Below are 19,638 nucleotides of genomic sequence, written 5' to 3'. Positions count from 1 at the left end.
CTACTGGTATAATTAGAGCGTGGAACAAGAAGTTAGAGCAGCTAATTCAATGGTTATTCAACGGCATTACTGCGAGTTACGAAAAGCCACAATGTCTTCAATCGTCAGTACGGGCATATCATGTTGCTGACCAAAACTGATAATCTCAGGTAAACGCGCCATCGTGCCGTCGGGCAAAGTCACTTCACACAAAACGCCAAAAGGTTTCAATCCAGCAAGCTTCATTAAATCAACGGTGCCTTCGGTATGGCCACGACGCTCCAATACGCCACCAGGTCGAGCACGTAGCGGGTAGACATGCCCTGGGTGCGCAAGATCATCAGGTTTTGCGCCATCAGCGATAGCGGCTTTTACCGTGGTGACTCGATCTGCTGCCGATACGCCAGTGGTGACACCAACTTTAGCTTCGATGCTGACCGTAAAGGCTGTACCGTATTGGCTGTTGTTGTTAGCGACCATGGGGGGCAGCTCAAGTTGCGCAATGCGCTCATCGGTAAGGCAAAGGCATACAATGCCGCTGCATTCACGAATTAATAGCGCCATCTGCTCATTGGTTAGTGTTTCTGCTGCATAGATAAGGTCGCCTTCATTTTCTCTATCTTCATCATCAACAACCAAGACGCCTTTTCCTTGTTGGAGGGCGATAAGTGCTGCATTGACACGTTCGATAGCATTGCCATAAGGCGCGAGTAAAGACTGATTCATGGTTAACATCCTTTAATAAACTACATTGGGTTGCCAGAATCAGGGCGTACAGAAAATGACATGTGACTTTGGTCATATAAAAATGACAAAGGCATATGCTTAATAAGAGCTGTGCGTATTCACCGCAATGCGTAAAAGCACTTTGGATGACTAGCGTATTCTTATATTCTCTTTCATCCGGACTTAGTACATGCAGCGACATAGTGCGCTGTAGTATTCATTACCGTCGGCTCTGGAGTAGGTGCAACCTCAATATGACGTGCGTCATCACTAAGGCGTGTTTACCAGATCTGCTGACCCTACCTGTGGACCTCTTGTCGTATCGGTAGGCGCTCGCGGGCTTTTATGTCGTAATGGCCCACTTCATTCAATGAAATCGGTCATCAGTTAATAACTTACCGCCGGTGGGGAGTTACACCCCGCCCTGAGAATTATGCTTATCTTACGTTTGTTGATTAGATAAGCGCCGCCATGTTGCGTCAATTTGATTAAAATGACAAGCTGGCGAATACAGAAGTGTGGCCATGGTGATGAATTGTCTCGCCGCGATACTTTTGCCCATAAGGATGTGCCACATGAAATTGATTTTCGCTCTTACACTAAGCACCGTAATGCTACTCGGATGTACTAATATGACCGTAAAACCACAAATCGAACCCCCTAAAGCTGACAAAGTTCCGCATATCATGGAGCTGCATGGTGAAACTCGTGTCGATGACTATTACTGGATGCGTGACGATGAGCGTAAAGACCCTAAAATCATTGCTCACCTTAATGCTGAAAATGAATATACCGTGGCGCAATTTAAGCCTTACGACGCACTCAAAAAACAGTTATTTGAAGAGCTGATTGGCAGACTCGATAAAGATGAGTCGAGTGTGCCTTATTTTTGGCATAACCATTGGTATTACCGCTATTACAAAGCAGGTTTTGAATACCCAGTTGTTGCCAGAAAAGTCGAGTTGGCAAGCAGTGAAGAGTTGGTGTTACTCGATGTCAATGAGCGCGCTAAGGGTCATGATTTTTATGGTTTAGGCGGGGTGTCGGTCAGCCCTGATGAAACGACATTGGTGTTTGCTGAAGATCTGCTTAGTCGCCGAATTTACACCCTCTATTTTAAAGATCTTAACAGTGGTGAGCTAATCAAAGATAAGCTCGAAGGCACTGACGGGGACGTGGTATGGGCAAATGACAATCAGCATCTATTCTATATCGCTAAAGATCCACAAACTTTGCTCGGATATCAAGTGTTCCGTCATAAGCTAGGGACGGCTCAAACTGAAGATGTATTGGTGTATGAAGAGAAAGACGACACATTCTACATTGGCCTAGGCAAATCGCTCGATGAAACCTCGATTGCCTTGTACGCTGAAAGTACCGTTACCAGTGAAGTGTTAATGCTCAATGCCAATGCAGCCTTAGGCGAGTTTAAGCCGGTACTGCCTCGCGAAGAGGGGCATGAGTACTCAGTCTCTAAATTGGGTGATAGCTATTACATCTTAACCAACTGGCAGGCGAGTAACTTTAGATTAATGAAAGTGGCGGTTGATCAAGCTGCTGACAAACACGCTTGGCAAGATGTGATTGGCCACGATGAGCAATCGAGAATTGAAGACGTTTTACTGTTAAAGCAATACATGGTGGTGCAAACACGTGAGCGTGGTATCAGTCGGATCCATGTGTACCCAGTAAAAAACCAAAACTTTGATATCACCGCGGGCTTTGAGCTTAAATTCAATGACCCTGCCTATGTTGTCGGCTTTGATGTGAATGCCAACCAACTGAGTGATAAACTTCGAGTGTATTACTCTAGCCCAACCACGCCTGAATCTGTCTATGAGTATGATCTCACCGAACCAAATCAACGCCAACTGCTTAAGCAAGAACAAGTGCTTGGTAGCTTTGATGCAGAGCTTTACCAAGCAGAACGTGTCTTTATTAAAGCCAGAGACGGTAAAGAGGTACCGGTAACCCTGGTCTACCGTAAAGATATGTTCAATAAGGACGGTACTAACCCAATGTATCAGTATGGCTATGGCTCATACGGTTATACGGTTGAACCCGACTTTAGCTCCTCGATTTTAAGCTTGCTCGATCGCGGCTTTGTGTATTCCATCGCGCATGTTCGAGGTTCGGAAATGCTTGGGCGTAGTTGGTATGACGATGGTCGTATGCTCAATAAGCAAAATAGCTTTAATGATTTTGTTGATGTTACCCAAGCATTAACTGCGCAAGGTTATGCCGATAAAAACAAAGTCGTTGCGGCGGGTGGCAGTGCGGGTGGCTTGTTAATGGGCGGAGTGATAAACCAAGCACCACAAAGCTATTTTGCGGTTGCAGCTCACGTGCCGTTTGTGGATGTGGTCACCACTATGTTGGATGAATCTATTCCGCTAACGACCAACGAGTATGACGAATGGGGCAATCCGAACGAGAAAACCTATTTCGATTACATGCTGAGTTACGCGCCTTATGACAATGTAACACCACAAGCCTACCCCCACTTGTTGGTGACGACAGGCTTGCATGACTCACAGGTGCAGTATTTCGAACCTGCGAAGTGGGTTGCGAAGCTGCGTGATATGAAGACGGACGATAATGTGCTGCTGTTTGATACCGATATGGAAGCGGGACATGGGGGTAAGAGTGGTCGTTATCGCCAATATGAAGACAAAGCACAAGAGTACGCCTTCTTCATTGGCTTGCTAGGTTTAGGTAATGGTTTAGATAAGAGTCTGGATAAGGAAACTGCTAAGTAGTGGCAACCGAGTCAGTCTGGTTTTTGTATATGGTGCGCTGTGCAAACGGCCACCTATACACAGGCGTTACCACGGATGTTGCACGGCGCTTTAACGAACACCAGAGTGGTAATGCCAAGTCAGCCAAGTTCTTACGCGGTAAAGGCCCGTTGAGCTTGGTCTACTCTGAAACGGTAGGCGGTCGCAGTGATGCGCTTAAACGAGAAATAGCGTTAAAGAAGTGGCCAAGGTCGAAGAAGTTGGCGTTGATAGCCAACGATGGTTAACCATTGGGCATTCCGACATTCTGTCGAGTGTTTGTGGCTAGCAGTTGGAATCATAGAAGGTAGAGTATCAAGCTGCGCTTGACCAAAGTCGTGGCGCTTCGCCCACACACTGCTCGTCCTTATCCTCCTTGCATCCACCACGACGCCCCGACGAAGTTACATGCGTCGAGTACAGGCCTCATACTTATTCGAAATAGCCTAACGCTTCCGATGGGACATCTGATGTAAATGGATTTACGAATGTCGTGATGGCACGGATGCCAAGGAACGACCTGTCCCGCGAAAGCTATGCCCACATCTGATAGGCAGGATGCCTGAATGTCTTGAAGTGCATGGATGCACGGGAAAGACCATGATGGTTCTACGGCATTTTTATCTCTGTATTTCGGCAACTTCGATGGGGAAGTGGGTGTTATTTGATAGCTTCGGATTTAGAGTTGGATCTAGTTTTTTTAAATTGAAAACACAAATGTTGGACCGTTGTGCTTTTATAAACCAGTGTAGATGCGGCTGAGGTCTTTGATGGCATGGATGCCATCGTAGAGCTTACAGGGCCAATTCTGTTCCATACAGAATTTGGCATTCCCTCCATCCCTGGAGGTCAGACGAACTTGCGGCGAGCCTCAGTAGCGTCTGCACATGCGCTGGCCGCAGTCATTGGAACCACAGATGTATCAAGCTGCTCATTAGCTTCAAGACAAAATACATGTCGTGGCGTTTCATGCATATTAGGCTAAAGCGTGTATCTGGCCATCAGGTTGTTCATTTTGAGTTGATCTATAGCGATATGAGGAGTGTCATTATGATGTAAGGAGCATCACTGATCATGTGTTCACGAATAGTCCCCAACATCACCGCAGACCATTGGAACCAACAATATTGAAGTTAACTTTGGATTACGGAGTGACGATAAAGCTGAAGGAGATTATCGAACCTCAGCTGATAATCCAGCTGAGATCCTGAAAGGGTGGGCAGGACACTGTCGTACTTTAATACGCTTGCGGTCGGCATAACCAACCGAAAGCACATTAACCGACAACAGCACCCGCGCCGTGAAAGTTTGCTCTGTTCAGAGTTAATTTTAGACCAAATTTTAAGAATGAGTTATAAAAGTGAGTTCGAATCACTTATCTGGATGACAAATTTGACTCAATATCGAATTAGCCCATGCTCACGGAGCCGTTGATATTGTCGACGTTGAGGTCGCTTTTAGTTTGGCTATCTTGTGTTTATCAGGTATATGGAGGGGCTTCAATTTTGCGACAACATTAGGTCAGCTCCCTCTCATATTTTCTCTGGGTTATTGAAGACTTTTTTTCATTTCCTCAATGGTATTTTTTAATTTATCAGGGTTAAATCCACTGATTATTTTTATATTCTCTGCGGTTGGGTTAGACGTTGGCATCACAATAAGTGCAGGTGTTCCCTGGAAACCAAGCTGAGAAAAAAGTTGGTAATTATCATCTATACCATCAGTTTTATGTTCAGCGGCTTCAAAATCAGCTATTTGGATACCAGCAAGTTGTGCTTGCTGATTAATATCTGCTTTAGTGAGCTTTCCTTCATTCTTTCCAGTAGCAAAAATACTGTCATGGTAAGTCATATAGGCTTTGCTGCCCTTTTGTTTAAAAATCCATTGACCTACTTTTGCTGCATACATAGAAGGCTTCCAGCGTTGCGCGAATATGGGCGTCTCTTTAAAAATAAATTTCACATCAGGATTATCTTGGATCAATTGCGTAATAATCGGTGATATTTTTGAGCAATATACACATTGATAATCAAAAAACTCAATAACACTTACTTTGCTATCTTGAGGACCTATAAAAGGTGTTTTCTTGTCTTGAGTGAGTTGTTTGGCCATTGAGACCGCAACTTCAACTGCTTTCTGGGCCATTTCAGCTTTTTTCTGTTGGTTTAATTTCTCAGACGCTTTAATTAAGAACTCAGGGTGCTGAACGAGGTAATCACTGACAACCTCACCAAGCTGGTCTTTTTGGGCCTGATTAAGGTCAGTTAGATCTAATTTATTGGTGTCGCAAGCACTAACGCCAAGCGCGATGAATAGAGGAACTAATATCTTTTTCATAGACATTTTTTAATCATTTATAGTGTGGGATATTAAGTCAAAAACAGTAAACCTTTAATTTGTTATGTAAAGTTAACTATTGTCCATCTTTCACTTGATTGGGGTAAAACCTATTTCCTTGTTGTTTGAGATCTTAGATACAACCCTCAGCCGCCAATATTCGATGGGAATATCTGTACTGCCGTTGGCCGCAGGTCATTGGCACCATCAATTTCAATGTTTCGGAGTTAGGCTTTAGATAGGGGATGTCGCTGAGATAAAGCTAAATGGGGTGGGCAGGGCACTGCTGTACTCTAGTGTGCTTTCGGTCAGCATAACTGACCGGTAAGCACATTAATCGACAACAGCACCTGCGCCGGGAAGGTTTACTCATTTAAGAGTTAGTTTTAAAAGCGAGTTTGAATCGCTTATCTGGATGACTAATTCGACTCAATGCCGAATTAGTTCATGCTCACAGAGCCGTTGATATTGTCGACGCTGAGGTCGCCGCTACCTGAATCAACAATGCTAAGGCCTTTGGTGTTGTCGACTTCGATGTCACCAGAGCCGTCGTCAATAACGACATGGCCATTGATGTTGGTGACCGTCATATCTCCAGAACCATCATTAATGTTGGTATCGCCACCGATCCCTTTTACGTTGATAGACCCAGAACCATCTTCTAGGGTGAGCTTGCCTGTGGTGTTGCTAATTGATACTGAGCCAGAGCCGTCGATGATGCTGAGGTTATGTCCGCCTTGAATCCAAAGATCACCTGAGCCATCCTCAAGGTCGATATTTGCTGAGACATCTTTGATCTCAATATCACCAGAGCCATCTTCAAGCTTAAGCATCATAGTGGCGGGTACTTGAATGGTTAAATCAATATAGGGAGAGCGGCTGAAGTTGATATTGCTGTCAAACTCGGCGATCAATTTTGCGTTGCTCCCCTTTCTATTTAAGCTTAAATCGGCTTTAACATCGCCATAGGTGTATATGTCGGCAATGACGGTGATCTGAGTGAGTCCTTCAATGCCTTGGATCTTCAAGTCTCCAGCACCCGTATCGGCGATGAGTGTGTCGATGCCAGCGGCTTCAATCTTAATTGTTTTTTTCTGGTGATCCATAGGACCGGCACTCGCGCCATTAACATTGATGATGCAACCGGAGAGGGTTAGCGTAATCGCTGCGGCAAAAAGGCTAGAGAGTAGTTTCATTAGAAGATGTCCTTGTTATTTTTGTTTTTTATTTTAGTGATCAATATTTAGTCATACTGCTTTGCTTTTTAATGTCTGCAGATAACGTGCCAAGTGGTTATCTAATTGTTTTAATTATGATGTTTTATTGTTACCTTGATTCGCAGTGGTGAATTCTCTCATCAATTTGGCTAAAGTCGACATTATTGGTGATTTTACTCAAGGCGTTGATAGCAAAGAGTCAAATTAATTTGCGTACTTTAGAATGGAAGCAAACTTATGAATTATTTATCAGTAAATCAGCAAGGTTGGGATCGCCGCGTGCAAACCCATGTCACTTCTGATTTTTACGATGTTGCTGGCTTTTTAAAGGGTAATAGCTCTTTACAAGAGATAGAGCTAGCAGCGTTGAATGTAGAAGGCAAAAGCCTATTACACTTGCAATGCCATTTTGGCTTAGACACGTTATCGTGGGCACGACTTGGCGCCAAAGTGACTGGTGTGGACCTCTCTATTGCCGCGATTGAGCAAGCCAATTTACTGGCGGCACAAGCGGGATTAAATGCTGATTTCGTTTGTACCGATGTTTATAACGTGGCTGAGCAGGTCGCGGGGCGATTCGACATCGTGTTTACCTCTTATGGCGCAATCGTGTGGTTACCCGATTTAGACCAGTGGGCACAGACCATTGCGAGTAAACTCAATGCTGGTGGTCAGTTCTATATGGTGGAGTTTCATCCAGCTCAGGCTGTCTTTGAAGGTTATAGCTATTTTCATCAAGATGAACCCGATATCGAAGATGAGGCTACCTACACCGAGAATGCGACAGATGAAACCGATACTTTTGTCAGTTGGGCGCACTCTTTATCAGATGTCATTAATGCGTTGATTGGTGCAGGTATTGAAATTGAGTCATTCAATGAGTTTCCCTTCAGCCCCTATGATTGTTTTGAGGGGCTAACCAAAGAGGCTGTTGAAGTCGAGTTACCGGCAGGTAAAACACAATGCGAGCGTTTTTATGTAGAGCAGCAAGGCCAGCGTTTACCGCTGACCTATGCCATCTCAGGATTCAAGAAAGCTTGAGCTAGATAGGCGTTACTAAAGCAGCGCCTTATGGCGCTGCTTTTAGCTAAGTGAATGTAAAGCTATGCTTATCTAGGTTTAATCTGACAAGCTAGTTACTGCGCAGTACTGGGTACTTTTGGTATTCGTTATCATAGTAAGGGCTACGCTCATAGAACCAACGCAGTCTTGCCTTAGGGTCGGCAGCAAATTCACTGTCTTTTAATGCTTCATTAAACTCAGCTTGCAATGCAGGGTCTTGTTTAAGCATTTTGGCCGCCAGTGGTTCAACCGCGTAGTTTTCAATATATTCGGTGCGAGTGAAAATAGGGTTAAAGAAACCCCACTGAAACAGTGAATCAGGCGATTGTGGTTCAAGCAGCAGTATGGCTAAGTCACCCAAAGGTTGCTCGGTATCGATACGGACTGTACCGACGGGTAACGTTGTGGTGATGTTGCTACTACTGACCTTGGCTTCGACGCGCTGGTGGCCTTCGTAATCAGCAGTGCCAAACTTAGCGCCTGCAAATTGATATTGTTGCAACTTTTGTTTGCTTGGTTTGGTGAGGGTGGTCATGCGGATACCGTGAATACTCAATCGCTCAATTACGTCTGTCCATTGAGGCGGCACAAAATACGCCGTTGGACGATTAACTTTGATATCTGCTTTAGTCCCCCCAATCACTGGTAAGTTCTCGTATAGCTTGGGCTCACCATTCCAACGCACAATCTCGCTACCACTAATGGCACTTTGCTCCATTGAGTAGCCGATGCCTTTGAAGTCCCAACCCTGTTTCTGCTGTTCTTGTTTCCAAGTTAATGTGAGTCGTGGCGAGTAGCGATACTTATCTTGCTGAATAGCAGTCTTTAGCTTGGTTGATTCTTTGCCAATGGTTTTCAACGTGGCTTCGAGCATGACATAAGTGCCAAGTACTCGCTGCTTAAACGGTTTTAAGCTGTGGTTCTCTATCAAGATGGTCGGCAGATGGCGTGCGTCGCCGTAGCCATTAGAAAAACGCGGACTGGCGTTCCACAAAGACATTCCTTTAGTGATGTCTGTATTGTCTAGCGCGAACACTAGTGGCCCGGGGGTATGACCTTCATTAACAAGCGCTGCTTCAATTGCTGGGCGATAACTGTGCTCTAACCACTTATAGCTTGCAGGGCTCTGACCTTGAGCTAAGTTATAGCCAAAGGTAACATCGTACTGATAGTCGATGCCATCGGTAACGTGTATGTCAATATACAGTTCAGGTTGCCAGATATTGATAGCCCGCAGCATATGCTGCATTTCGAGTGTATCAGCTTTAGCGTAGTCACGATTAAGGTTGAGATTATTGGCGGTAGTACGCCAACCCATGTTTAACGGGCCTCTCTGATTGACGCGATTATATTCTGTTGAGCGCTCGTGGGCGTCGACGCTGAAAATAGGCACAAACAGTAAGTTAGCATGGTCAAGCAGCGATGCTTTACCGCCGAAGATGATATCTCGTAGTAACATCATGCCAGCGTCTTTACCGTCGATTTCGCCTGAGTGGATCCCCGCTTGTACTAACACACTTGGTTTACTGTTCTTCAGTAACGTGACGGCATCTTCGGCACCCTCTTTGGACGCGACAATCATCCAAATATCACGCCCTTGCGGGCTTTTACCTATGCTGACTTTTTTAAGCATATCGCTTTGGGCAATGAGCTTATCTAACCAGGCAAATGTTTCGTCGTAACTTGGGCTGGTTTTAAGGCCGTTCTTTTCAAAAGGGGTCGCCCACTCACTGTCAGGAGCCGCTAACAGCGATTCGCTTTTTCCATGCCATTCAATATTAGGCGGTAAAATGGCGTCATTAACGTAAGTTGTTGCCAGTTGAGGCGGGGTGTCGTGTTCAGCTGCAACAGTGCATAAGCTGGTGGCACTTGTCGCAAGCGCAATAAGGCCAGTAAGGGCGACGTTCCTCGTCTGGATGGGTGTTAGGCGCATGATAGGATATCCATCTATTAGATCAATTTAGAATTATTATAAGTCCTTTATATTTCATCAAAATGCCAATGAGTGCAATAGGATAACTGTGTCTAATTATGCTGATTGGTCGAGTTACGGTATGGCATTAAGGACTTTGGTTTATAAGAAGTCTTCAACGTACTCCGGCAACTTTGATGGGGAATGGTTGTTAACCGTTAGTTTGAAGGGAACAATGAGTTTTATCGTTTTCTGTTGTGAACTCAATGGCCGAATGCTTGTACTTTTCTAACCCAGTGAAGATGTGGTCGAGGCCGTCGAAAACAGGGCCAATTTTATTCCCGGCATCATCCATCTCTGGAAGTCAGATGTTTTCGTTGAGCTTACAGTGACCCATTCTTTCATAAAGCATGACAGCGAGCTTCAGTCGCGTCTGCACATACGGTCGCTCATTCACATCTGACCCATAGGGATATGGGAAATGTCGTTATGATGTCGGGAACATCATTGACCATGTGATCAAGACATTCGGAGATCCTGTCCAGCACCACCGCAGGTCATTGGAACCATAAATACATAAAGTCACGCAGATAGTGTCGCTTTGTCCACGAAAAGGGAAAGGTGAGGTATTTGCAGCTATAGAATGAGACATCCATTGCGCCAATGAATAAGTCCTCCCGTAAGGAGGACCTATTTACCTAACCCACTTCTACTTCTGTTTCATCTTCGAAGATAGCTTCAATTGGCATCTCGAATAAACGGGCAACTTTGAAGGCCAGCGGTAAACTGGGATCGTACTTGCCTTTTTCAATCGCATTGATGGTTTGCCGTGAAACTTCGAGTTTGTCAGCCAGATCAGCTTGGGTCCAATCTCGTTCAGCTCTAAGTACTTTGAGACGATTTTTCATCGGTAGGCTAACCTTCCTTTAATAATGCCAACCATATAGGTCAAGGCGATGAGTGCAATGAGATAAGAGCTGTTTAAAGGCGGTAAGGTACCTGCTTTAGCTAAGATTGAATAGCTAGAAAAGCTAATAATGGCAACACCGACAGCTAGCGCTAATGCATCAAGCTGTACTTTACGTTCCAATTCATCGAGTTGGGTGAGAAAGTGTTTGTAAGACAGCAGCATAGCGATACCTATAACGGTATGTATCCCAAAGGCGATAGTAAGAGTGAGTACGCTATCAAGCATATCCGTTTTGGCTAAATAGGTGCTAATCATAAGGGTCAGCGCCCAAAGCAGTGCCAGTAGGTTAACCCGATTGGCATTTTTCAGATCGCGCTTAGGCAGCCCTTTGGCACAGATTGCACTTAGTATGTTCTTCATCGATACAGTTCCTTTTGTTTTGCTGTAATGTAAAGTAAGCTTGACTTAAAGTTAGGCTTGTTTGATATATAAGTCAAGTAGACTTTACTTTAAGTTTGATTCACTTTACTTATTAAGGGCTGAATCTAATCGTTAAACTAACGATTTTAAGTCAAAAAAAATCCCCGTTTAGCTGAGCTAAACGGGGATTTTTAAGCACTTACGCTAATGATTGGCGTTAAGCGTTTGGTCCTGCATTCTTGATTGCATCAGGCACTTGGTATTTTTCAAAGTTAGCTTTAAAGCTGTCAGCTAAGTGCTGTGCAAACTCTGCGTATTGTTGCTTATCTTCCCAAGTGTTGATTGGGTTTAACAAATTACTGTCTACACCTGTGACCGACACTGGTACATGTAGGTTTAGCTTTTCAAGGTGCTCAGTTTCAACATCTTTTAGCTCACCGCTGACTATCGCATCGACAATGGCGCGAGTCGTTGGGATATCAAAACGCTTACCAATCCCGTGTGGACCACCAGTCCAACCTGTATTGACCAAGTACACTTGGCTACCAAATGATTCGATACGCTTCATTAATAGCTCAGCATATACGCCTGCTGGGCGTGGGAAGAAAGGTGCGCCGAAGCAAGTTGAGAACGTTGACTGAATGGCGGCTGTTGAACCCATCTCAGTAGAACCCACTTTAGCGGTATAACCCGACAAGAAGTGATACGCAGCTTGCTCTTTGGTTAGCTTAGAAACCGGTGGTAATACACCCGAAACGTCGCATGTTAGAAATACAACTGCATGAGGCTCTGCACCGCAGTTTTCCTCTTTACGTTGAGCGATGTGCTCAAGTGGATAGGCTGCACGGGTATTTTCTGTCAGTGAAGAGTTTGTGTAATCAGGTACACGGTTCTCATCGGTGACGACGTTTTCAAGTACAGTGCCGAAACGTATAGCATCCCAGATCACAGGCTCGTTCTTCTCACTAAGATCGATACACTTTGCGTAACAACCGCCTTCGATGTTAAATACGCCACCAGGTGCCCAGCCATGTTCATCATCACCGATAAGGAAACGTTTAGGATCAGCTGAAAGGGTTGTTTTGCCCGTTCCTGATAGACCGAAGAACAGTGTGGTGTCGCCGTCAGTACCCACGTTAGCTGAGCAGTGCATTGGTAATACACCTTTCGCTGGAAGTAGGAAATTTTGTACCGAGAACATCGACTTTTTCATCTCGCCAGCATATTTAAGGCCAGCAAGTAGCACTTTGCGTTCTGCGAAATTTAAGATGACAGTCGCATCTGAATGAGTACCGTCACGCTCTGGCACACATTCAAAACCGGGTGCATTGATGATCTGCCAAGTCGGCTTATCAGCCGCATTAAACTCTTCTGGAATGATGAAAAGATTACGGGCGAATAGTTGGTGCCATGCATATTCAGTTGTTACAGTAACAGGCTGGTAATGCTCTTTACTTGCACCGACTTCTAGATTCGATACGAAAGTGTCTTTATCCGCTAAGTATGCTTCAACACGATCCCAAAGGGCGGTAAAAGCGTCAGCTTCAAATGGCTTGTTGACGGGGCCCCATTCAATATCAGCTTCTGAGCTAGACTCTTTCACGATAAAGCGGTCATTGGGTGAACGACCAGAACGTTCGCCGGTTTTTGCAACTAAAGCACCGTTTGCAGTCAATTCACCTTCGCCGCGTGCTAACGCAAGCTCGACTAATTGGCCTGTAGAGAGGTTAAGGTACTCGCGGTTAGATCCATCCGCCATGTGTAAGGTCTCCATCTGTAGGGTCGTTTAAGTTTGCCGGTCTATGGCGCCAGCTATTTTGTCTGAGGCGATTGTAACGTATGCGCAATTGAATATGTGCACTAGTTCAAAAAAAAGCTTAAAAAGTGACTACTGCTACATCATGGTGCCCGATATTCATGTTAGGAGGGCAGATTTTAATCATAAAAAAGGCGCTCAATGAGCGCCTTTAATCGATTTAATTAATTTAATGACTACTGAGTGACATCACTGCTTGGGGCAATAGCATAAATCGCTTCGACATCAATGCTGTCAAATACATACTTACTATTGCAGTACTCACAACCCATCTCGATTTTACCTTCCTCTGCAATAATAGAATCAATCTCTTCTTTAGCGACGGTGCGAATCGCTTGAGCACTACGCTCTTTTGAACATGTACAGCTAAACGTAACCGCAACAGGGTCGAATAAAAGGACCTCTTCTTCATGGTACAAGCGATGCAGTACATCCTCGGCTTCAAGCTCAAATAGCTCTTCTTGCTTAACGGTTTCAGTCAACACTGATAAGTGTTCGAAATCGTCATTATGCTCGCCGTCAGTAGGCAACACTTGCAGGAATATACCGGCCGCTTGCTTAGTGTTTGCAAACAGCTTTATTTTAGTCGGTAGCTGCTCTGACTGTTCAAAATAAGCCTCTAAACATTCGCCCAATGTTTCCTTGTCGAGTGCGACCACACCTTGGTAACGCTCGCCATCATTAGGCGTTAAGGTGATAACCATGTGTCCTTTGCCAAACAGAGCTTGTAGTGGAGCATCATTGGCAATGTCTCCAGTCCAGCGAGAAACGCCGCGCAGCTGCTGTAGGTTATTACCATTTATGACGGCTAATGATACCGGGCCATCACCTTGCAATTGAATGCTAATATCGCCGCTGAATTTTAATGTGGCTGTTACCAGTGATGTCGCAGCCATCAATTCACCCAATAGATGTTGAATGGCCAGTGGGTAGTCATGCGCTGCAATGACTTCTTGGTAGCTCTTTTCTAGTTGTACCAATTCACCACGCACGCTAGCGTTCTCGAACAGGTAACGATATAAATTGTCTTTAGTCATTTCGGTATTCCAATTTTAGCTTTCTTTAAAGCGCATGATTTGACGACGCTGCTTCTTATCCGGCTTCTGCTCTGGAGCGGGATTATGAAGTATATTTAAACGTCTTTGCTCGGCATATGTCTCACGTTTAGCTATGCTTTGCGGTGTTTCTTCATAAAGGGTTTGCGCGATTAACCCTTTTTGGCGATGTTCGGACATTTTTATGATGACGATCTCTTTTTCGTCATACCCTTGCCTTAATCTAATGGTGGCCCCTACCTCGGCATATTTACTCGATTTGGTACGTTGGCCGTTGTAGTGTACTTTACCACCATTAATCATCTCTTTTGCGATGGCGCGAGTCTTATAGAAGCGTGCGGCCCAGAGCCATTTATCTAGCCTGACTTTTTCTGCTTGTTGCTCGTTGTCGTTCATGAGCGACTCCAGTGGTAGATTAACCTTTGTTAAAGTAGGGGTAAGTTCACAAGCTGAGTATTAAGATACAAATGAGTGTGTCCCTACTCGTATAATAGTGGCGTGCTTCACACCCTTTTAAGGCGCGTAAAGTTAGCATGTTTGGCCTATTATCGCCAACATTGCTGCTGTTATGGGCTTGTTGCGGGGTGCAGTGTAGGTTAGCATGAGTCAGGATTGGCTAAATTATCATAATCAGAACAGAGACCTGTGCAGAGGGTCCACATAAATATGGATTTATTAGATAAGTTTTTAACTAAAGCGGCTACAGTGCCTCAAAAACCTGTTAGCTCCGCGATATTTAGTATCGGTGTTGTGCTAATGCTGTTTCTATTAGCGCAGATCACATGGAAGTTAGTTCCTGAAAATTCAGCTGTTTCTCGCTGGACGCCGACACCTGCCTCTTCGACAGTTTCGGGGGCAGTTAACATCTCAGGCTTGCACGATTTAGGGTTATTTGGGCGTACTGACGGTACTTCTACCAAACCTAAAGTTGCTCCAACAGAAGAGGTTATTACCGACGCACCCAAAACATCGCTGTCAATTCAATTGACTGGCGTGGTTGCATCAACAACTGAGCAAAAAGGTTTAGCGGTGATTGCGTCAAGCGGTAGCCAAGATACCTATGGCTTGGGCGACAAAATTAAAGGCACATCAGCGTCGTTAAAAGAGGTCTATGCCGATCGTATTATTATCACTAACAGTGGCAGATACGAAACCTTGATGTTGGATGGACTTGAATACAACACCAACAGCAATGCTAATCAGCAACTGCAACAAGCCAAGAGCTTACCTAAAAGCAGAAAAATAGATCAACGTAAAAACCGTGAAGTGGCCCGTGAGTTAAGTCAGTCACGTGAACAAATCTTGGCTGATCCCAGTAAAATTACCGATTACTTAGCAATCTCACCCGTTAAAAGTGGTGGAGAGCTCGCGGGCTACCGACTCAATCCCGGTAAAGACAGAAAGCTATTTATTGAGGCGGGTTTTAAGCCCAATGATTTGGCAAAATCGATTAATGGTTATGACTTGACCAATATGGGTCAAGCATTGGAAGTAATGGGGCAATTACCAGAAATGACTGAAATTGCCTTAATGGTTGAGCGTGAAGGTCAACTGATCGAAATTATGTTTAGCTTGCCGCAATAAAAGAGCAGCAACCAATAAAAATAAAGGCTGCTGCAATAAATAATTGAGCTTGCCGCAATTAAAGGTTTTAGGGGACGTATTACAATGAATAATAAAAGGATTAGACGCAGACTAATCGCTGGCATAGTCATGGGGGCATCATTACTCGCACCACAACTTGCTTGGTCTGAACAATATGCGGCTAACTTTAAGGGCACTGATATTCAAGAGTTCATCAACATTGTTGGTAAGAACTTGAATCGCACTATTATTGTCGATCCTACCGTACGCGGCAAAATTAATGTTCGAAGTTATGACCTTTTAGATGACGACCAATACTATCAATTTTTTCTCAATGTACTTCAAGTCTACGGTTACGCTGTTGTCGAAATGGATAACAACATCATTAAGGTCATCAAGGATAAAGATGCTAAAACAGCGTCAATTCGAGTTGCTGATGATAATGCGCCTGGAATGGGTGACGAGATGGTCACTCGTATCGTTGCGCTTTATAACACCGAAGCTAAGCAGTTAGCGCCATTGCTACGTCAGTTAAATGATAATGCCGGTGGCGGTAACGTAGTGAACTACGACCCATCAAACGTATTGATGATCTCGGGCCGTGCTGCCGTGGTCAATAAGTTAGTTGAAATTGTGCGCCGCGTTGATAAACAGGGCGACACCGCTGTTGAAGTGGTCAAACTTGAATTTGCCTCAGCGGGTGAAATTGTCCGTATCGTCGATACTCTTTATCGTTCAACGGCTAATCAAGCCAAAATGCCAGGCCAAGCGCCTAAAGTTGTGGCTGATGAACGTACTAACGGCGTTCTGGTCAGTGGTGACGAAAAGAGCCGTCAGCGTGTTGTTAAGTTAATTAGACAATTAGATGCTGAGCAAGCGAGCACGGGCAATACCAAGGTACGTTATCTACATTACGCTAAAGCTGAGGATTTAGTTGAAGTGTTGACTGGTTTCGCTGAACAACTGGTGGACGACAAAGGTGGCGCAGCTCAAGGTACTAAGAAGCGCCGTAACGAAATCAATATTATGGCGCATAACGATACCAATGCGTTGGTTATTAGTGCTGAACCTGACCAAATGCGCACGATTGAAAGCGTAATAAATCAGTTAGATATTCGCCGTGCTCAAGTACTGGTTGAAGCCATTATTGTTGAAGTCGGCGAAGGCGACGATGTTGGTTTTGGTGTGCAGTGGGCAACGGCTGCAGGCGGTGGAACACAGTTTAACAACTTAGGCCCTACCATTGGCGAAATTGGTGCCGGTGTTTGGCAAGCACAACCAGAGAAAGCATCGCAAACATGTACCGGCTCTGGAATTAATCAAACCTGTACTGATAATCCTGATACAAAAGGTGATATCACCTTGCTGGCACAAGCTTTAGGCAAAGTGAATGGTATGGCTTGGGGCGTGGCAATGGGCGACTTTGGCGCGCTAATCCAAGCTGTGTCGAGCGATACCAAGTCAAATGTACTTTCAACGCCTTCTATTACTACACTTGATAACCAAGAAGCAACTTTCATAGTGGGCGATGAAGTACCGATCCTTACCGGTAGCCAGAATTCAAGTAATGGTAACAGTAACCCATTTCAAACCGTTGAACGTAAAGAGGTCGGTGTTAAGCTAAAAGTGCTTCCTCAGATCAACGAAGGTAATGCGGTTAAGCTAACCATTGAGCAAGAAGTCTCTGGCATTAACGGTAAAACTGGTGTCGATGTTACGTTTGCCACTCGCCGTTTAACCACGACTGTCATGGCAGATTCAGGTCAGATAGTGGTGCTGGGTGGTTTAATTAAAGAAGAAGTGCAAGAGTCCGTACAAAAAGTACCATTTTTGGGCGACCTCCCGATTATTGGTTATCTGTTTAAGTCATCTTCTAGCGGCAAGAAAAAGACCAACTTAATGGTGTTTATTAAGCCGACGATTATTCGAGATGGTATTACCATGCAAGGTATCGCAGGTCGCAAGTACAACTATTTCCGTGCGCTGCAACTTGAGCAACAAGAGCGTGGTGTTAACTTGATGCCAGATTCTAATGTGCCAGTTCTGGAAGAATGGGATCAAGAGGCATATCTGCCCGATGAAGTGAACGAAGTGCTGAATCGTTATAAAGACGGTAAAGGGCTAGATACTAAGATGCGCCAAACAGATGCTGCTTTAAAGAGTATTTCTGAGAATAAAAATACTGACGCAGAAAAAGCACAAGCGGCTGAAGATGCTGCTGAGGCCGCAAAGGCAGAAACCGCAACTGATATTGATAAAGATTCAGCTGATGAGTGATAATAAGATCCAAGCAGATGATGAACTAGCACAAGTATCGAATGAGCTTGGGCTAGTGTCTGAAGCAGAAGCTGACGAAGTCTTTCACTCGACGAGCAAAGAGCGGTTGCCCTTTGCATTTGCGCATCGATTCAACGCTGCATTAGATAAAGATGAACATGGCGTTTTATCGCTTTACCATACCAACGGCACCCCGTTATCGGCGCTGCTGGAGGCTCGTCGTTATAGTGGCAAGTCGTTACCACTGGTCAAGCTAGAGGATATTGCGTTTGAAACACGCTTAACCCAAGCGTATCAAGCCAATTCATCAGAAGCGCAGCAAATGATGGAAGATATTGGTAACGAGATGGACTTGTTTACCATCGCAGAAGAGCTACCTCAAACAGAGGATCTGCTTGAGGGTGACGATGATGCGCCGATCATTAAATTGATCAACGCGCTCTTGTCTGAAGCGATTAAAGAAGAAGCTTCCGATATCCATATCGAAACCTATGAAAAGCAACTTGTTGTGCGTTTCCGCGTTGACGGTATCTTAAAAGAAGTCCTAAAGCCTAACCGCAAACTATCGTCACTATTAGTGTCGCGTATTAAGGTAATGGCGCGATTAGATATTGCAGAAAAACGCGTCCCGCAAGATGGTCGTATTTCATTGCGTATTGCTGGTCGAGCCGTTGATGTACGTGTATCGACTATGCCATCAAGCCATGGCGAACGTGTGGTACTGCGTTTACTCGATAAAAATGCTGGCAATTTAGATCTGGTTCAGCTGGGAATGACAGAAGCTGTCCGTGTCAAATTCGATGAGTTAATCCGCAGGCCCCACGGTATTATCTTGGTCACCGGGCCCACTGGTTCTGGTAAAAGTACCACCTTGTATGCAGGCTTAACCGAACTCAATTCAGTTGATACCAATATTCTAACCGTCGAAGATCCTATCGAATATGAGTTAGAGGGTATTGGTCAAACGCAAGTAAACACCAAGGTTGATATGACTTTTGCTCGTGGTCTGCGCGCTATTTTGCGTCAAGATCCTGATGTAGTCATGATTGGTGAAATTCGAGATCTTGAAACGGCGCAAATTGCCGTACAAGCTTCATTAACCGGTCACATGGTGCTATCAACACTGCACACGAATACTGCATCTGGTTCTATTACGCGGTTACAAGATATGGGTGTTGAACCTTTCCTTGTTTCGTCGAGTTTGTTGGGCGTGCTCGCACAGCGATTGATCAGAACCTTATGTAAGCACTGTAAAGAAGAGCATGTACCCGACGAGCGTGAAAGAGAGCTACTGGGTATTGCATTTGATGACCCACGTACAATCTACCGTGCTAAAGGCTGTCAGATCTGTGGCCATAATGGCTACCGTGGCCGTACCGGTATCCATGAGCTGCTCATTGTCGATGATCATGTCCGTGAATTAATCCATACCGGTCGCGGAGAGCTAGCGATAGAGAAACATATTCGCAAAACCGTGCCGAGTATTCGTCATGACGGTATGAGTAAAGTGCTTGCAGGGAAAACCACCCTTGAAGAAGTGCTGCGTGTCACTCGCGAGGAATAATC

Annotated in this window: 14 protein-coding genes, 1 pseudogene and 1 riboswitch; of the genes and pseudogenes, 6 read left to right on the top strand and 9 right to left on the bottom strand. The window is 44.8% G+C overall.

Features of this window, described 5'->3' with window-relative positions; genetic code table 11:
• Window positions 1-66 precede the first annotated feature (66 nt).
• Window positions 67-705: a 3,4-dihydroxy-2-butanone-4-phosphate synthase gene (ribB, locus tag CXF82_RS04270; protein ID WP_101091941.1), complete on the bottom strand. Its 639-nt coding sequence runs from the start codon at window positions 703-705 to the stop codon at window positions 67-69.
• Window positions 706-866: 161 nt separating this feature from the next.
• Window positions 867-1,141, bottom strand: a riboswitch (FMN riboswitch).
• A 139-nt stretch (window positions 1,142-1,280) separates the two neighbouring features.
• Between ribB and CXF82_RS04265 the strand changes: the two genes are divergently transcribed.
• Window positions 1,281-3,464 (top strand): S9 family peptidase, encoded by a 2,184-nt coding sequence (locus tag CXF82_RS04265; protein ID WP_101091940.1) that lies wholly within the window; start codon window positions 1,281-1,283, stop codon window positions 3,462-3,464.
• A gap of 11 nt (window positions 3,465-3,475) precedes the next feature.
• Window positions 3,476-3,730: pseudogene (locus CXF82_RS04260) on the top strand (GIY-YIG nuclease family protein); the annotation flags it as partial.
• A 1,300-nt stretch (window positions 3,731-5,030) separates the two neighbouring features.
• Here CXF82_RS04260 and CXF82_RS04255 read toward each other — a convergent pair.
• On the bottom strand, window positions 5,031-5,825 hold the full coding sequence (locus CXF82_RS04255; protein ID WP_232774994.1) for a DsbA family protein: 795 nt from the start codon (window positions 5,823-5,825) through the stop codon (window positions 5,031-5,033).
• Window positions 5,826-6,259: 434 nt separating this feature from the next.
• Window positions 6,260-7,015 carry a DUF4097 family beta strand repeat-containing protein gene (locus tag CXF82_RS04250; RefSeq protein ID WP_101091939.1) on the bottom strand — a complete coding sequence of 252 codons (756 nt, stop codon included), beginning with the start codon at window positions 7,013-7,015 and terminating at the stop codon, window positions 6,260-6,262.
• Window positions 7,016-7,273: 258 nt separating this feature from the next.
• Between CXF82_RS04250 and CXF82_RS04245 the strand changes: the two genes are divergently transcribed.
• Window positions 7,274-8,077: a class I SAM-dependent methyltransferase gene (locus CXF82_RS04245; RefSeq protein ID WP_102043720.1), complete on the top strand. Its 804-nt coding sequence runs from the start codon at window positions 7,274-7,276 to the stop codon at window positions 8,075-8,077.
• Window positions 8,078-8,168: 91 nt separating this feature from the next.
• Here the strand turns inward: CXF82_RS04245 and CXF82_RS04240 are convergent, their stop codons facing one another.
• The 6 genes from CXF82_RS04240 to hslR form a co-directional block, all read right to left on the bottom strand.
• On the bottom strand, window positions 8,169-10,031 hold the full coding sequence (locus tag CXF82_RS04240) for a M14 family metallopeptidase (protein ID WP_102043719.1): 1,863 nt from the start codon (window positions 10,029-10,031) through the stop codon (window positions 8,169-8,171).
• 677 nt (window positions 10,032-10,708) lie between these two features.
• On the bottom strand, window positions 10,709-10,918 hold the full coding sequence (locus CXF82_RS04235) for a helix-turn-helix transcriptional regulator (protein ID WP_101091937.1): 210 nt from the start codon (window positions 10,916-10,918) through the stop codon (window positions 10,709-10,711).
• A complete protein-coding gene (locus CXF82_RS04230) occupies window positions 10,915-11,340 on the bottom strand; it encodes a hypothetical protein (RefSeq protein ID WP_101091936.1) in 426 nt (141 codons plus the stop codon). The genes CXF82_RS04235 and CXF82_RS04230 overlap by 4 nt, the downstream gene beginning before the upstream one ends.
• 217 nt (window positions 11,341-11,557) lie before the next feature.
• On the bottom strand, window positions 11,558-13,099 hold the full coding sequence (locus tag CXF82_RS04225; protein WP_101091935.1) for a phosphoenolpyruvate carboxykinase: 1,542 nt from the start codon (window positions 13,097-13,099) through the stop codon (window positions 11,558-11,560).
• A gap of 233 nt (window positions 13,100-13,332) precedes the next feature.
• Entirely contained in the window at window positions 13,333-14,193 is an 861-nt protein-coding gene (gene hslO / locus CXF82_RS04220) for an Hsp33 family molecular chaperone HslO (RefSeq protein WP_101091934.1), read from the bottom strand.
• A 15-nt stretch (window positions 14,194-14,208) separates the two neighbouring features.
• A complete protein-coding gene (gene hslR, locus CXF82_RS04215; protein WP_101091933.1) occupies window positions 14,209-14,607 on the bottom strand; it encodes a ribosome-associated heat shock protein Hsp15 in 399 nt (132 codons plus the stop codon).
• A gap of 270 nt (window positions 14,608-14,877) precedes the next feature.
• Between hslR and gspC the strand changes: the two genes are divergently transcribed.
• The 3 genes from gspC to gspE all read left to right on the top strand — a co-directional run bounded on the left by gspC (window position 14,878) and on the right by gspE (window position 19,636).
• Window positions 14,878-15,795, top strand: coding sequence for a type II secretion system protein GspC (gene gspC / locus CXF82_RS04210; RefSeq protein ID WP_102039020.1), 918 nt, complete (start codon window positions 14,878-14,880; stop codon window positions 15,793-15,795).
• 84 nt (window positions 15,796-15,879) lie between these two features.
• Window positions 15,880-18,072, top strand: coding sequence for a type II secretion system secretin GspD (gene gspD, locus CXF82_RS04205; RefSeq protein WP_101091931.1), 2,193 nt, complete (start codon window positions 15,880-15,882; stop codon window positions 18,070-18,072).
• Window positions 18,065-19,636, top strand: a complete 1,572-nt coding sequence (gene gspE / locus CXF82_RS04200) for a type II secretion system ATPase GspE (RefSeq protein WP_101091930.1) — start codon at window positions 18,065-18,067, stop codon at window positions 19,634-19,636. Before gspD ends, gspE begins: the two co-directional genes overlap by 8 nt.
• Window positions 19,637-19,638 lie beyond the last annotated feature (2 nt).

This window comes from Shewanella sp. GutDb-MelDb (genome assembly GCF_002836075.1).
Classification (GTDB): Bacteria; Pseudomonadota; Gammaproteobacteria; order Enterobacterales; family Shewanellaceae; genus Shewanella.
This window is presented reverse-complemented; position numbering and strand designations above follow the sequence as displayed.

What these genes read in the sequence shown, in the direction of transcription:
- hslO (WP_101091934.1), bottom strand. Translation starts at nt 14,193, where the DNA reads ATGACTAAAGACAATTTATATCGTTACCTGTTCGAGAACGCTAGCGTG.
- CXF82_RS04230 (WP_101091936.1), bottom strand. Translation starts at nt 11,340, where the DNA reads ATGAAGAACATACTAAGTGCAATCTGTGCCAAAGGGCTGCCTAAGCGC.
- CXF82_RS04245 (WP_102043720.1), top strand. Translation starts at nt 7,274, where the DNA reads ATGAATTATTTATCAGTAAATCAGCAAGGTTGGGATCGCCGCGTGCAA.
- CXF82_RS04265 (WP_101091940.1), top strand. Translation starts at nt 1,281, where the DNA reads ATGAAATTGATTTTCGCTCTTACACTAAGCACCGTAATGCTACTCGGA.
- ribB (WP_101091941.1), bottom strand. Translation starts at nt 705, where the DNA reads ATGAATCAGTCTTTACTCGCGCCTTATGGCAATGCTATCGAACGTGTC.
- CXF82_RS04250 (WP_101091939.1), bottom strand. Translation starts at nt 7,015, where the DNA reads ATGAAACTACTCTCTAGCCTTTTTGCCGCAGCGATTACGCTAACCCTC.
- CXF82_RS04240 (WP_102043719.1), bottom strand. Translation starts at nt 10,031, where the DNA reads ATGCGCCTAACACCCATCCAGACGAGGAACGTCGCCCTTACTGGCCTT.
- gspD (WP_101091931.1), top strand. Translation starts at nt 15,880, where the DNA reads ATGAATAATAAAAGGATTAGACGCAGACTAATCGCTGGCATAGTCATG.
- gspC (WP_102039020.1), top strand. Translation starts at nt 14,878, where the DNA reads ATGGATTTATTAGATAAGTTTTTAACTAAAGCGGCTACAGTGCCTCAA.
- hslR (WP_101091933.1), bottom strand. Translation starts at nt 14,607, where the DNA reads ATGAACGACAACGAGCAACAAGCAGAAAAAGTCAGGCTAGATAAATGG.
- CXF82_RS04255 (WP_232774994.1), bottom strand. Translation starts at nt 5,825, where the DNA reads ATGTCTATGAAAAAGATATTAGTTCCTCTATTCATCGCGCTTGGCGTT.
- gspE (WP_101091930.1), top strand. Translation starts at nt 18,065, where the DNA reads ATGAGTGATAATAAGATCCAAGCAGATGATGAACTAGCACAAGTATCG.
- CXF82_RS04225 (WP_101091935.1), bottom strand. Translation starts at nt 13,099, where the DNA reads ATGGCGGATGGATCTAACCGCGAGTACCTTAACCTCTCTACAGGCCAA.
- CXF82_RS04235 (WP_101091937.1), bottom strand. Translation starts at nt 10,918, where the DNA reads ATGAAAAATCGTCTCAAAGTACTTAGAGCTGAACGAGATTGGACCCAA.